The sequence below is a fragment of the Candidatus Poriferisodalis sp. genome (assembly GCF_965262965.1).
Lineage (GTDB): Bacteria > Actinomycetota > Acidimicrobiia > Acidimicrobiales > Poriferisodalaceae > Poriferisodalis.
Genome location: NZ_OZ253573.1, coordinates 2,145,204 through 2,159,486, shown reverse-complemented (window position 1 = coordinate 2,159,486; position 14,283 = coordinate 2,145,204). Strand labels below are relative to the sequence as shown.

Annotated in this window: 10 protein-coding genes; 9 read left to right on the top strand and 1 reads right to left on the bottom strand. The window is 67.7% G+C overall.

Annotated elements, in window-relative coordinates; all coding sequences use genetic code 11:
• The first annotated feature begins 47 nt into the window (after nucleotides 1–47).
• Together ACQY5K_RS10310 and ACQY5K_RS10305 are read left to right on the top strand one after the other, a co-directional pair.
• Nucleotides 48–2,282 carry a HelD family protein gene (locus ACQY5K_RS10310; RefSeq protein ID WP_428114790.1) on the top strand — a complete coding sequence of 745 codons (2,235 nt, stop codon included), beginning with the start codon at nucleotides 48–50 and terminating at the stop codon, nucleotides 2,280–2,282.
• Entirely contained in the window at nucleotides 2,275–2,478 is a 204-nt protein-coding gene (locus ACQY5K_RS10305; protein ID WP_428114788.1) for a CDGSH iron-sulfur domain-containing protein, read from the top strand. The genes ACQY5K_RS10310 and ACQY5K_RS10305 overlap by 8 nt, the downstream gene beginning before the upstream one ends.
• Nucleotides 2,479–2,509: 31 nt before the next feature.
• Here ACQY5K_RS10305 and ACQY5K_RS10300 read toward each other — a convergent pair whose 3' ends face one another.
• Nucleotides 2,510–2,710, bottom strand: a complete 201-nt coding sequence (locus ACQY5K_RS10300; RefSeq protein WP_428114785.1) for an HNH endonuclease signature motif containing protein — start codon at nucleotides 2,708–2,710, stop codon at nucleotides 2,510–2,512.
• Between the two features lie 3 nt (nucleotides 2,711–2,713).
• Between ACQY5K_RS10300 and ACQY5K_RS10295 the strand changes: the two genes are divergently transcribed.
• The 7 genes from ACQY5K_RS10295 to ACQY5K_RS10265 all read left to right on the top strand — a co-directional run bounded on the left by ACQY5K_RS10295 (nucleotide 2,714) and on the right by ACQY5K_RS10265 (nucleotide 14,265).
• Nucleotides 2,714–2,941: a hypothetical protein gene (locus ACQY5K_RS10295; RefSeq protein WP_428114783.1), complete on the top strand. Its 228-nt coding sequence runs from the start codon at nucleotides 2,714–2,716 to the stop codon at nucleotides 2,939–2,941.
• 446 nt (nucleotides 2,942–3,387) lie between these two features.
• Nucleotides 3,388–8,652, top strand: a complete 5,265-nt coding sequence (locus ACQY5K_RS10290; protein WP_428122637.1) for an Lhr family helicase — start codon at nucleotides 3,388–3,390, stop codon at nucleotides 8,650–8,652.
• 51 nt (nucleotides 8,653–8,703) lie between these two features.
• The gene (locus ACQY5K_RS10285; RefSeq protein ID WP_428114780.1) at nucleotides 8,704–9,153 is read left to right on the top strand and encodes a hypothetical protein; all 450 of its coding nucleotides are present in this window, start codon (nucleotides 8,704–8,706) and stop codon (nucleotides 9,151–9,153) included.
• A 39-nt stretch (nucleotides 9,154–9,192) separates the two neighbouring features.
• On the top strand, nucleotides 9,193–9,555 hold the full coding sequence (locus ACQY5K_RS10280; protein WP_428114778.1) for a DUF5615 family PIN-like protein: 363 nt from the start codon (nucleotides 9,193–9,195) through the stop codon (nucleotides 9,553–9,555).
• A 540-nt stretch (nucleotides 9,556–10,095) separates the two neighbouring features.
• Nucleotides 10,096–10,812 carry an IS30 family transposase gene (locus ACQY5K_RS10275; protein WP_428114775.1) on the top strand — a complete coding sequence of 239 codons (717 nt, stop codon included), beginning with the start codon at nucleotides 10,096–10,098 and terminating at the stop codon, nucleotides 10,810–10,812.
• A gap of 107 nt (nucleotides 10,813–10,919) precedes the next feature.
• Nucleotides 10,920–11,660, top strand: a complete 741-nt coding sequence (locus tag ACQY5K_RS10270) for an ABC transporter ATP-binding protein (protein ID WP_428114773.1) — start codon at nucleotides 10,920–10,922, stop codon at nucleotides 11,658–11,660.
• 28 nt (nucleotides 11,661–11,688) lie between these two features.
• A complete protein-coding gene (locus ACQY5K_RS10265) occupies nucleotides 11,689–14,265 on the top strand; it encodes an ABC transporter permease (RefSeq protein ID WP_428114771.1) in 2,577 nt (858 codons plus the stop codon).
• The last annotated feature ends 18 nt before the right edge of the window (nucleotides 14,266–14,283 follow it).

Genomic DNA, 14,283 nt, shown 5'->3' with positions numbered 1-14,283 from the left:
GCCGTTTTTCGGCGGATGAGTCCTGTGAGGCAGGTTCGAGACACAGCGTGAGCCATCCTGAAATCTCCGCAGAACAAGCCCAAATTGATCGGGCGTACGAGCTGCTGGAAGCGTCGCGGCAACGCGCGACACGGCTGCGTGACATGGTCGAAGTAGGGCGCGGCGGCACGACACAGGCGCGGTTCGAACGAGATGTCATCGAGGAAGCCGTGGTCGGGCGACTCAGCCAGCTCGAACTGGGCTCGTCCTCGTTGGTGTTCGGACGTATCGACCGGCCGTCGAAGGCAACTGCGGCAAACGAGACGGCACAGCAGCGCACCTTGACCGCATCGAACGAGACCTTCTACATCGGCCGGCTGGCGGTCGCCGACGAGCGTCGAGAACCTGTTGTGGTCGACTGGCGGGCGCCCGTCGCCGAGCCATTCTTTCGTGCGACTGGCGGCGATCCGCTCGGGCTCCTGCGACGCCGCCACTTCGTGTGTCGAGGACGCGAGCTGGCGGACCTCGAGGACGAGGTGTTCGATCTCGACGCGTTCGGCGACGCTGCGGGCCCCCAAGGTTCGGGCCACAACGGGCTGACCGCCCACGGCGCGCTGTATGCAGCGCTCGAAGAGCACCGCGACGGTCAGCTGAAGCAGGTCGTTGCCACGATTCAGGCCGAGCAGGACGAGATCATCCGCAGTCCGCGCAAGGGCATTCTCGTGTGCCAGGGCGGGCCGGGCACCGGCAAGACGATCGTGGCGCTGCACAGAGCCGCGTACCTGCTGTACACGTACCGGTTTCCGCTGGCCGGCCAGGGCGTGCTGGTCGTCGGCCCGAACCGGCTGTTCCTGCGATACGTCGAGCGTGTCCTGCCCAGCCTCGGCGAGGTCGGCGTGCACCTGTTCGTGCTCGCCGACCTGCTCAACGAGCTGTTTCCCGAGGTCCGGGTGCGCCTCGGCGACGCGCCCGAGGTGGCGCGTACCAAGGGCGACGCCCGCATGTCGCAGTTCATCGCCAACGCGCTTGCGGATCGACAGCGCAAGCTCCGTCGCGGCCTGCGGCTGGACTTCGGGCTGGGATACCTGACGTTGCGGGTCGACGAGTCCCGCGCCATCGTGTCCGAGGCCCGCCGACGCTTCCGCCAGCACAACGCAGGCCGCGCCTACGTCGAGCAGGAGGTCTACGCGGCCATGTCGGCGTCGCATCGGCGCCGGCCCCACCCCGCAAAGCTGCGCGAGCGCGTGTCACGTCACCCCGATGTGATGGCGGCGTTCGAACGCATGTGGCCGCTGCTGACGCCTGCGCAGCTGCTGCGCGACCTCTACAGCTCGCGGGCGCTGTTGCGCTCGGCCGCCTCGGGGTTCCTCCCCGAAGCCGAGTGGGAATCGCTGTACCGGCCCCGCGGCGACAGCGAGGCCTCCTACCAGTGGAGCGACGCGGACGTGCCGCTGCTCGATGAGGCCTACGCACAACTCGGCCCGCACACCCGCTCGAAGCGACGGCGGAACGACAGCGGCATTCGCACGTACGGTCACATCGTTGTCGACGAATGCCAGGACCAGCCGCCGATGGCGCTGCGCATGATCGCCCGCCGATCGCTGAATGGCTCGATGACCGTGGTCGGCGACATCGCCCAAGCCACGTCCGCGCACGCTCCGACCGACTGGCACGAAGTGCTGGCCCATCTGCCGACAGCCTCAGTGGCGCCCCGGCTGGCCGAGCTGACGCTCAGCTATCGGATCCCTCAGCCCAGCCTCGATCTCGCGAACCGTGTGCTCGCCGCAACGGCTCCACAGCTCGCCCCACCAGCAGCGGTACGCATCGCGGGCGCACCGCCCCGATTCGTGGCCGCAGACGCCGAAGCCATCGCATCCGCAGTCTCCCAAGTCGTCAAAGAAGAGACCGAAGCGCTCGGCGGCGGGAACCTGCTCGTCGTCTCGCCGTCAGGGCTCATCGACGAGATCACTTCGGCGTTCACAGAGGCCGGATTGGATTTCGGCCGTGCGACCGCTGCAAGCCGCAACACCACCGGAGCGCTGCACCCGCGCGTCACGCTGGCGCCCGTTCACCTCTGCAAAGGACTCGAGACCGACGGGGTGGTGGTCGTCGAGCCCAATGCCATGGTTGCCGAAGAGCCCCAGGGCTTGCGCGCCCTGTACGTGGCGCTGACCCGTGCCACCAAGCGCGTCGCGGTGGTCTGGTCGCAACCGCTGCCCGATCCGCTCCATGCTGGCGTTGCCGCGTGCAACACTGACGCAACCGCCCCAAATGAGAGAGTCTCGGGAGATTCACATGGCTGACGTCACGGTGCAGGTATTGAACAACGGACCGCTCTTGGTCAAAGGAACCTGCGCGGTCACTGACCACGTGGGCAACACCGTCGCCGACAGCGACTCGGTGGTGGCGCTGTGCCGCTGCGGCATGTCGTCCTCGAAGCCCATGTGCGACGGCACCCACAACACCGGCTTCGACGGCACGCTCAATCCGCCCAGCTAACGCGCCTCGCCGTCGGTCGCACGGCGGCCCGCTATTCGCGCATGACATCGGCCTCGAGCGTGTAGCTGTTGCGGCGTCCTCGGCGCAGCTCGAGCCCGCTGTCGTGAAGTTCGTGGTGACAACGGGTGCACAGCAGCGCGAGGTTGTCGATGTTCGTTGACCCTCGGTGCGGCGCTTGCCAGGGGACAAGGTGGTGGGCCTCGCACCAGTTCGGGGTTGCCTCACATAGCACGCAGTGCCGATCGCGAGCAACAAGGGCACGCCACTGGGCATCGGTGACGGTGCGGACCCGGCGGCCGTGCCACAGCGGTTGGCCGTCGCCGTCGAATATGACGCCGAAGATGTCCGCACCGCACGAAAGGCGTTCGAGTTCGCGCAGCGGGATCGGTCCGGTGCCGGCAATCTCGCAGCGCGCCCACTCGTCGCCCCGACGGCCTTCACGTCAGCGACGATGACGACCTGATTGCGTCGCCGTGGCGCGTTCGGGGCATCGAATCGCCGGTTTGGCAAAGTTGCGCCGCGAGCGCAATCGCCATCGCATTCAGGTACCGCGATGTCGGCAGGCAGATGGGCGAGGTGTTCGCGCGCCAGCGGTGCCCGGGGTTCGGCTCCCCAGAAGTCGCGTAGTTCGGGCCAGAGTCGATCTTCCTCCTCGTCGAGGCAACGGCGGCTGGCGCGGTGCGCGTCGAGATCGATGAGTGCGACCAGTGCGTCGAGTCGGCAATGGGCGTAGCTGCGCGGCTCGACGGCATCGGGGCGCTGGTCGCGTTTGTCGACTTCACTGAAGCGCTGCGCCACGTCGTCGATGACGGCGCGGAATGTGGCACCGGTGGCTGGGTCCATGAGCGCGGTGGCCTTGATCATGCCGTCCGCGGTGCGCGTGATCGGCTTGGATTGTCGGTGATTCGAATGCGCACACCATCCACCTCTGACGACGTCGCAGCCGGGCGGCGCAACAGCCATCCTGCGCTGAGCGCGTTCTCGACGCCGACCGCGGAGTGGTTCGCGACGACGTTCGCTGCGCCGACGGAATGCCAGGTGGCCGGGTGGCGCACCATCGCCGCCGGCCAGCACTGTCTCATCGCGGCGCCCACCGGCTCGGGCAAGACCCTCGCAGCGTTCCTGTGGGCCATCGACCGGATCATGAGCGAACCCGAGCCCGCCCGAGCTGAGCGCACCCGGGTGCTGTACCTCTCGCCGCTGCGAGCGCTCGCGGTCGACGTCGACAAGAACCTGCGGGCACCGCTGCGCGGCATCAGCTTGGCGACCGAGCGCCTCGGCATCGAGGTGCATTTGCCGACGGTCGGCGTGCGCACCGGGGACACCAGTGCGGCGGAGCGGCGGCGGTTGGTGACCCGGCCGCCCGACATCTGCATCACGACGCCCGAGTCGCTGTACCTCATGCTGACGTCGCAGGCGCGCGAGACGCTGCGATATGTGCGATGGGTCATCGTCGATGAGATCCATTCGGTCGCGGCGACGAAGCGGGGCACGCATCTAGCGCTCTCCTTGGAGCGACTGTGCGAGCTGACTGCGGAGAAGACCGGAGGGGCTCCTCAGCGCATCGGGCTGTCGGCAACACAGCGGCCGATGTCCGAGGTCGCGCGGTTCCTCGGCGGCACCGACCCGCTCCGTCCGGCGGACCGACACGTCGAGATCACCGATGTCGGCATGACCAAGCAGATCGACGTGGAAGTGATTGTCGGGGTGTCGGACATGGGCGACCTGGCCGCAGCCAGTGCCGGGACAGGCCCCAGCGGCCGCGTCGTCGAACGCGCCGATCCCGACGACGATTTCGCACCGCCGGCGCCATTGGGAGCGTCGTCGTCGGCTACTGCGGCGCCATTGGAAGTGCCGGCGCCCGCGGACGCAGCGGTGCCATCTGAACCGGCGACCGCGGAGCTACAACCCCCTGCCCAGACCCACTCCAACAGCATCTGGCCCGCCATCCACCCGCGTCTGCTGGCGCTAGTGGAGGCCCACCGCTCCACGATCATCTTCGTGAACGCTCGCCGCCTCGCCGAGCGATTGGCAACACGTCTCAACGAGCTGCACCTCGATGGCCTGAACCGGGCGGCCGAGGCCGAGGGCACTTCACCCCCGCCGGGTGCCGAGCTGGTGCGAGCGCACCACGGCTCGCTCAGCCGCGAACAGCGGCTCGCGATCGAAGACGATCTGAAGGCTGGCCGCGTCCGCGCCATCGTTGCCACGTCATCGCTGGAGCTGGGTATCGACATGGGCGCCGTGGACCTGGTGATCCAGGTGGCGTCGCCGGGCTCGGTCGCATCAGGACTGCAACGGATCGGCCGTGCGGGCCACCAGGTCGGCGAGCCGAGCGTCGGGAAGATCTTCCCTCGCCACCGGGGCGATCTCGTCGAGGCAGCCGTCGTGGCGCAGCGGATGGGGACGGGCCAAATCGAGTCGATCCACTACCCGCGCCAGCCGCTGGACGTGCTGGCCCAGCAGATCGTCGCGATGGTCGCTGTCGACGACTGGGCGGTCGCTGACCTGCTGGCCGTCGTGCGCCGCTCTGCGCCGTACGAGCAGCTCAGCGAAGAGGTGTTCACGGCCGTGCTCGACCTGCTCGCCGGCCGCTACCCCTCCGAGGAGTTCCGCGAGCTGCGGCCGCGCATCGTGTGGGATCGAACCGCGGGAATGCTGCGGGCCCGCCAAGGTGCGGGCCGCTTGGCGGTCACGAACGCCGGCACCATTCCGGACCGGGGCCTGTACGCCGTGTTCACCACCGACGGCTCGCGCGTCGGCGAGCTCGACGAGGAAATGGTGTACGAGGCGCGCGTGGGGGAGACGTTCCTGCTGGGAGCGTCGACGTGGAGGATCGTCGAGATCACCCACGAGCGCGTCGTGGTCACGCCCGCACCAGGCGAGCCGGGCAAGATGCCGTTTTGGCACGGAGACGGGCCCGGCCGACCCCTTGAACTCGGCCGCGCCGTCGGTGCATTCATTCGCTCCGTCGCCGACGAGCTGCCCGCGAACCTCGAGGCCGAGCTGACGCGCCTCGATGCCGAGGCCGGGTTGACGCGCCTCAATGCCGGGTCATCTTCCGCTGACGCCGAGTCCAAACGCAGCACCACGGCCCGTCTGGTCGAACGATTGCAGCGCGATCACTGCTTGGACCGCACCGCAGCGGTGAACGTCCTGCGGTATCTCGATGCGCAGCGTGCCGCGACCGGTGTGGTGCCCGACGATCGCATGATCGTCGTCGAGCGGTTCCGGGACGAGATCGGCGACTGGCGTGTGTGCATCCTGACCCCGTTCGGCGCCAGGGTCCACGCGCCGTGGGGCATCGCCCTGCAGGCGAAGTTCGCACAGGATCCTGCCGTCGCCGGCGACGCCCCGGTCGAGCTGCTGTGGAGCGACGACGGCATCGTGCTGCGCCTGCCAGACGTCTGGTCACCCGACGATTGGCACGACGGCGGCCCAGCTGGCAACGGTTCGGCGTGGGATTCGCCGGCACGCGACGCATCCAAACTGAACGGCCCGGGTCTCGACGGAACAGACGTGGCGCTCGACCCCGACGAGGTGCGTGACGTCATCGTCGCCCACTTGCCTTCCACGGCGCTGTTCGCGTCCCGGTTCAGGGAGGTGGCGGGCAGGGCGCTGTTGCTGCCGCGCCGCCGGCCCGGTGAGCGCGTCCCGCTGTGGCAGCAGCGCCAGCGCTCGGCGGGCCTGCTGGAGGTGGCGGCGAAGTACCCGAGCTTCCCGATGCTGCTCGAGACATCACGCGAGTGCCTGCAAGAAGTCTTCGACGTGCCGGCGCTCGCCGAGGTGCTGAGCGACATTGCTTCTCGCAAGATCCGCATGGTCACCGTCGACACCGATGGCGCGTCGCCCATGGCGCAAAGCCTGCTGTTCGACTGGATCTCGGTCTTCATGTACGGCGGCGATGCGCCGCTGGCCGAGCGACGTGCCGCGGCTCTTTCGCTGGATCGCGAGCTGCTCGCCGATCTGCTGGGCACAGAAGAGCTGCGCGAGCTGCTCGATGCCGAAGTGCTGGCCGAGCTCGAACTCGAGCTGCAGCGGCTGGCCGACGGCCGCCGCGCTCGCAGCGTCGATGAGCTGGCCGACGTGTTCGCCCGCGTCGGTGATCTCACCGCCGCCGAGGTATCGCACCGGTGCGAACCTGCGCCTGCCGCGACTGCGCCTGCCGAGCCAGGGGGTGTCGACCCGACGGGTGCCGAGCCGACGGACCGCGTGCCGACAGACCCCGGCCCGCCGGATGCAGCGTCGGCGTTTAGCTCGCCCCCAGGACGGGATTGGCTGGCCGAACTGATAGCGCAGCGCCGAGTCGCCGAGGTGCGAATTGCGGATGAGACCCGCTACATAGCCGTCGAGGACGCCGCTCGCTGTCGTGACGCTCTGGGCTGTGCGTTGCCCGGTGGCCTTCCCGCGTCGTTGATGTCGTGGACACCATCACCCGATGCCGCAGCGACCGCTGATCCGCTCGACGAACTCGTGGCCCGCTTCGCCTCCACGCATGTTCCGTTCACCGCCGAGGCGCCGGCGGCTCGCCTCGGTGTGCCTCTGAGCCGGATCACGGCGTCACTGCACCGGCTCGAAACCGCTGGCCGCCTCACTCGGGGCGCGTTCCGGCCCGATGGCACCGGCACCGAGTGGTGCGACGTCGCGGTGTTGCGATCCGTGCGCAGGCGCTCGCTGGCCCGCCTACGCCGCGAGGTCGAGCCCGTCGAGCCCGATGCCTACGCACGGTTCCTGTGTGCATGGCACAGCGTTGACCGACCCCGCGGCGGACCGGACGGGCTGGCCGATGCCATCACGCAGTTGGTGGGCTCGCCGCTCGTTGCCTCCACACTCGAAACCGACGTGCTGCCGGCGCGTGTGCGCCACTACAGCCCGGCCGATCTCGACGCTCTCATCTCGGGCGGCGATCTGGTGTGGATGGGTGCCGGCGCGCTCGGGCCCAACGACGGACGCGTGCGTTTGTTCTGGCGAGACGAGATCGCGATGCTGGCACCGCCGCCCAGATCAGCTCCCAGTCCGCCATCCGAGCTCGAGACCGACGACGGTGATGCGAGAAGCCCGGACCCAATCTCGCAGGCCGTGCTGAACCACCTCGCCCAGCGAGGGGCAGCGTTCTGGCCCGACCTGTTTGCAGCCGCGACGGTGGCGCTGCGCGGTGACGCCGGAGACGACTCGGACTCCCACGCGGGATCGCTGCAAGGACTCTCAGCGACCAGCCCGGAATTCACCACCCGTGTGCTGACGGCGTTGTGGGATCTGGTGTGGGCCGGGCTGGTCACCAACGATACGTTCGCCCCGCTGCGCGGCCTCGGTCCCCGCAAACGTCGTGCCCCCAAGTCTGCGGCAGCGCGCAGCCGCCACGCACCACGGCACCGACGCCCTGGCGTGCTGACGCGCTCGGGTCCAGTGCCGGGATCGGGCCGCCGACCTCGCCCGGGCCGTCTGCGCGCCGGGGGGCCTTCCACCGTTGCGGGACGCTGGTCCCTGGTGGCACTGCTGCTTGAGCCTGCACCGACTCCCACCGAGCGGGCGCACAGTGCAGCGCTGGCCCTGCTCGAACGCCACGGCGTCGTCACTCGCCCCGGAGTGCTCGCCGAGGGCCACCCAGGAGGCTTCGCAGCCGCGTACGGCATTCTGCGCGCCCTCGAAGAGCGCGGCAGCGTCCGCCGCGGGCACTTCGTGGAAGGCCTCGGCGGGGCCCAGTTCGCGACAGCCGCCGCAGTGGAGCGGCTGAGGGATTTCCGCGAGCGGCCCTCGCCAAGCGCGCAGTCCCCAATGTCTGCAATGCGCGCCGCGTCGCGATCTGCCGATGGCCCCGAACCTGGCGTGGTGGTGCTGTCGGCAACCGATCCCGCGCAGCCCTACGGTGCCGCATTGAGCTGGCCGCCGTGCGAGGGTCGGCCCAGTCGAACCGCCGGGGGCCAAGTCGTGCTCGCCGACGGCGTCCCGCTCGTCATGCTGGACCGGGGCGGCCGCAGCCTGCACACCTTCGAGCACGCCAACACCGACCTGCGCTGGATCGATGCACTCCGCAATGCCCTCGCCACCGGCCGACTCGCCCGGGTCGAGCTGAGCCGCATTGATGCCGGCCCAGCCGCCGAGCACCCGATGCACGACACCCTGCTGGCCAACGGCTTCACCCCCGGCTACAGAGGCCCCACCTTGCGCGCTTGATCGCGAAAAACCGCTAGCTGATGCACGAGGCACACGCCTACGCTCTTTGTCGTGGCACGCGCGGCGTCTCTTCCGATTTCCGAGGATCTCGCTGAACGTCTGCACGCCGAGGGTGAAGCCAGCGACCAATCGCCTTCCGTGTTGGCCGCCTTGCTCATCGACGAAGGCATGAAGATTCGCCGCTTCCCGGGCATCGTCTACAGAGATGGGCCATCTGGGCGTCGAGCCAGCTTGGTCGACGGCCCAGACATCTGGCAGGTCATCCGGTCACTGCACGAAGTGCCTTCCGATGAGCACGATCCCGTCGAGACAGTGTGCGTCGAGGCCGACCTGCACGCCCGACAGGTCAGCCTTGCACTCCAGTTCTACAAGGCGTATTCAAACGAGATCGAAGCAAAGATCGCGGACAACCGCGCTGCCGCCATGCGAATCGACGAGATGATCTCCGAACGCGAGCGAGCAATTGCACGCGGACAGGTCGTGCAACGGTTCAGGCCGTAGCACGGTGATGCTCCGCGGGCCTGAAATCCTGAACGAGCCATGCGGTGGCTGCTCGACGAGATGCTGCCCCGCGCTGCCGTTGATGCACTCAACCAGCGAGGCCACGATGCTGTGAGCGTCGTGGACATTGATTTGCGGGCGGCTCCCGATGACAGCGTGTACACAACTGCGGTCGAACAAGGTCGAATTGTGGTGACCGAGGACGAGGACGACTTTGAGCGCATCCTGAAGCAGGCGTTCGCCGCTGGCGATGCCGTCGTTCCGGTCGTTGTCGTGCGCAAGGCCAGACTCGGGCGCGGCGGCGCAATGCCCTACCGGTTGGCCGATGCCCTCCACCGCTGGTCCATCGAGAATCCCAAACCCTTCGTCGGTGCTCACTATGTGGATGCACGCCGCGATTAGTTGAAGCAAGGGCAGCGGGGATTCGGATCAAGAGCGCCCATCACGTTGTAGCTAACGTCGGTGGCATGGTTCGGTTCCGTCGGCGTCGTGATCTCCGGTTACGACCACTATCCGATCTGCACGATGAGTTCTCGGCGCGACCGCACGCCCAATCGATGCTGGACGACGCAGAGGACGAGTTGGCGAAGCGTGGGCGCCTGCGTGTTCCGCACGTGGACCAGCGGTCCTGAACAACACCGGCACAGATCGGGGCTGCCGGATCCCGGGCCGGCCATCGCTAGGCGATCTGCCAGATGACCCTCCAGCGAATCGAAGCTGGGCTGAGCCTGCGAGGTGTAAGAAGCCAGAGCCGATATTCATTCGAACGGCCAGTGTGCGGCAGGCAACACGCTCATGGGGGTGTCGCGCCTGGTTCAGTCGATGGGTCCTCGTCGGACGACCCACGCGCATTGTTGGCCGGCGAACTCCATCGGTGGATGCAAGTGAACGGTCATGATGGCCGTTGCCTACACATGCAGCCGACCGATGGAGGTGTCGAGTATGGCAGCGAGGCTGAGTTGGTCCCTGCACGCAGCGGCGGCGGACCTGCGCGAGGCGGGTATGAGCGTGTGCGCGGAGACGATCTATCGGGCGTGCTACGCGAACGACGCGCGCAGTGGCCTGGCGGCGGGCACCTGGGCGAAGCTGCCGCGGCGCTGCCGGCGCCGTCGGCCGCGCAGTGTCGCGCAGGCCCAAAAGCCCGGCCCGCTGGGGGAATACCGGCGGTTGGCCGACCGGCCCGACGTCGTCGAGGACCGTGCCGAGCCCGGCCACTGGGAAGGCGGCCTCATCGTCGGCAAAGCGAACCGCACCGCCGCGGTCACCCTCGCCGAGCGCACCAGCCGCTACTGCTTGACTGCCGCGCTGCCCGACGGCTACAGCGCGCCCCAGGTCACCGCGGCGCTGGGCCGCCAGCCTGGCGGGCTGGTGCGCACCCTCACCTGGGACCAAGGCCGCGAGATGGCCCGCTGGGCCGACGTCGAGGCCGCGCTCGGCATCGAGGTGTTCTTCTGCGAGCCGCGCTCGCCGTGGCAGCGACCCACCAACGAGCAGACCAACGGGCTCATGCGCCGATGGCTCCCCAAAGGCACCAGCCTCGACATCGCGCAGCTGCGACTCTCGGTCATCGAGGACAAACTCAACCACATGCCCCGCCGACTCCACCACTGGGCATCAGCACACGACATCTACACTCAACTCACTTGCAACCACCGCTAGAGCTTGCCCACCTACGGTGCGAGTTTGAGCATTTTCTGGACATGCGCACGGCGATGGCGTGCGTAGAGTTGCCGGTCGGCTGGTGACCTTCTGGAGGCTCAGTGTCTGTGCAAGCTCCGCCCATTCACGCCGCGGCCCGCGCCGTTGCGGCATCGAAGATCTATGGCTCGGGTGACACCACCGTGCACGCCCTCGACGCCATCGATGTGACGTTCGAACAAGGCCGCTTCACGGCGATCATGGGTCCGTCGGGCTCGGGCAAGTCCACGCTGATGCACTGCATGGCCGGACTCGACACGGTCACCTCGGGTCAGGTGTTCATCGGCGATGTCGATCTGTCGCAGCTGTCCGAGCGCGATCTGACGCTGCTGCGTCGTGACGCCGTCGGGTTCGTCTTCCAGGCGTTCAACCTGGTGCCGACCCTGTCTGCGATCGAGAACATCACGTTGCCGATGGACCTTGCCGGTGCCAAAGGCGACGGCGACTGGATCGACGAGGTCGTCGACGCCACGGGTCTGGCCGATCGGGTGCGCCACCGTCCCAATGAACTGTCAGGTGGCCAGCAGCAGCGCGTCGCGGTGGCACGGGCACTGGCCGGGCGGCCGCAGATCATCTTCGCTGACGAGCCGACCGGCAACCTCGATTCCAACACCAGCGCGGAAATCCTGAGCTTTGTGAAGCGGGCCGTGACCGAGATGGGTCAGACCGTGGTGATGGTCACCCACGACGCGGTGTCCGCTTCCTACGCCGACCGGGTGGTGTTCCTCGTCGACGGCAAGATCGTGGACGAGCTCGCCGACCCGACACCGGAGCGCATCCGCGCACACATGAACCAGCTCGGCGCCTGACCGGCGTTCAACGAGACGAGCTGTCGCCATGCTGCGCCTGGGCCTGAAGTCGCTTCTGGCCAACAAGATCCGGTTCGCGCTCACCGCGAGCACCATCACCATCGGCGTTGCGTTCGTCGTCGCCGCGTTCGTGACTGCCGATTCGCTGCGTGGCACGTTCGGCGATCTCGCCGAGGACATCAACACCGGCACAGAGTTCACGATCCGGGGACAGCTGGCCTTCGGTGACCTCACCGAGGGCATCGCGCCGCCCGTGCCCGAGAGTCTGGTTGAACGCGTTCTCGCCGTCGACGGCGTGGCCGCGGCAGAAGGCGGCTTCTTCGTGGACGGCGTCATCCCCGTCGACGGCAGCGGCAAAGCGGTCACCTCGTTCGGGGCGCCTGTTGCTGGTTCGAACTGGACCGTCGACGACGAGATCTCCCAGTACTTCCTGATCACCGGTGAGAAACCGGTCGGGATCACGGAATTTGCGCTCGATGCGGGCACCGTCGCCGACTACGACTTCGAGCTCGGCGGCGACTACGAGGTCATCACGCCGACCGGACCTCGCACGTTCACGCTGACCGGCACGATTCAGTTCGGCTTTCCCGACAATGCGGGCGCCGGCGCGACGTTCTCGCTCTTCGACAAAGAGACGGCGCAGGAAGTCCTCGGCTACGGCGACGAATTCGACCAGATCGGCGTGCGCGTCGAACCAGGAGCAGACCTTGCAGCGGTCGAACAGCAGCTCGCTGCCGTGTTGCCCGACGGGGTTGAGATCATCAGCGCCTCCGACGCCACCGAAGAGTTCAGCGACGCCTTCGAGACCTTCATCGGGCCGCTGCAGACAATCCTTCTGGCGTTCGCCTTTGTGGTGCTGTTCGTCAGCGCGTTCATCATCTCGAACACGTTCAACATCGTGCTGGGACAGCGGGTTCGTGAGCTGTCGCTGCTGCGGGCCGTCGGTGCGACGCCGCGGCAGGTGCGCCGCTCGGTGCTGACCGAGTCGTTCGCCATCGGCGTCGTCGCATCGGTCGTTGGCCTCGGACTGGGCATGGCAGGCGCGCTGGGGATACGTGCAATCTTCTCGACGTTCGCCGAAGGGCTGCCGTCGGGCTCGTTGCCGCTCAGTGCCCGCACGGTGATCTGGGCAGCCGTCGTCGGCGTCGGCTTCACCGTGGCGGCTTCGCTGGTACCCGCAATCAAGGCGTCGCGCATCTCGCCGATGGCCGGCCTGCAGGAGGAATACGCCAGCACATCCCGGCAGGGCGGCGTGATGCGCCCCGTCGTCGGGGGGCTGTTCCTTGCAGCGGGCCTGGCGCTCACCGGTTTGGCACTGTTCGGCGACTTCGACAGTGCCACACCCCAGCTGATCACCCTCGCCGCCGGCGGCGCGATCGTCTTCATTGCTGTGGCCGTGCTCAGCCCGATGGTTGCCGGAGCCATCGTGGGGGCCATTTCCCGGCCGTTGCCCTGGAGGTTCGGCACACCCGGCCAGCTCGCACGCAACAATGCGATGCGCAATCCTCGGCGCACGGCGGCCACGGCGGTCGCTCTGACGATTGGCCTGTCGCTGGTGACGATGGTCGCAGTGATGGCTGAGTCGCTGAAGGTGTCGTTCGGCGAGCGATTCAGCACGGCAGTGACGGCCGACTTCGTCATCACCGCCAACACCCAAGCCGGTCTGCCCAAGCCAGCGGGTTCCGATCTTCGTGCAGCAGGCCTCGGCACGGTCGTCGGATTCGATTTTGACCGGGTGGAGCTTGCGGGACTGAGTGACGTCGACGGGATCGTCACCGAGCTCATCACCGATGTGACGGCGGTCCACGTGGCAGGACTGGCCGAGGTCGCCGACCTCGACATCACCGCCGGCTCGCTCGGCGGATTCGACCCCGCAGCGGGCTTGCTGATCCATGAAGATGCTGCTGCCGACTACGGCCTCGACATCGGCGACGAGGTGGTACTGGGATTCGTGAGCGGTGATGAGCGGGTGGTCTCGGTGGAGGCCGTCTTCACCCGGAATGCACTGTGGAGCAACTGGATCATCGACCAGTCGTTGTACGCGGAGGTGTCGACGACAGCGTTCGACGACATCTTGCTGGTGGCGACCACGATCGACGATCCCGAAGCTGCCCGCGCAGCGGTCGACCGGGTGCTCGAGAACTACCCGCAGGCCGACGTTGACGACCGTCAGGAATTCCAGGCCGGCATCGAGTCGAACCTCGACACGGTGCTCGTGATTTCCACGGTGTTCTTGGGATTCGCGCTCCTCATCGCGCTGATCGGCATCGTCAACACGCTGACGCTGTCGGTGTTCGAGCGGACCCGTGAGATCGGTTTGATGCGCGCCGTCGGCATGACCGGCCGCCAGCTGCGACGCATGATTCGATGGGAAGCCGTCGCGGTCGCCCTGTACGGGGCGCTTGTCGGCCTGGTCCTCGGCTTGGCATTCGGCATCGCCACGATCGCCGCGATTCCCGACGACATCATCGGCACCGTGGCAGTGCCGATTGTGTGGCTGGTGGTTTTCCTGGTGCTCTCACTGTTGTTCGGGCTCATCGCAGCGCTGTTCCCCGCGTTCCGAGCGAGCAAGATGAACGTGCTCGCCGCCATTGCGGACGAATAGGGCACCGACGAGCGACGC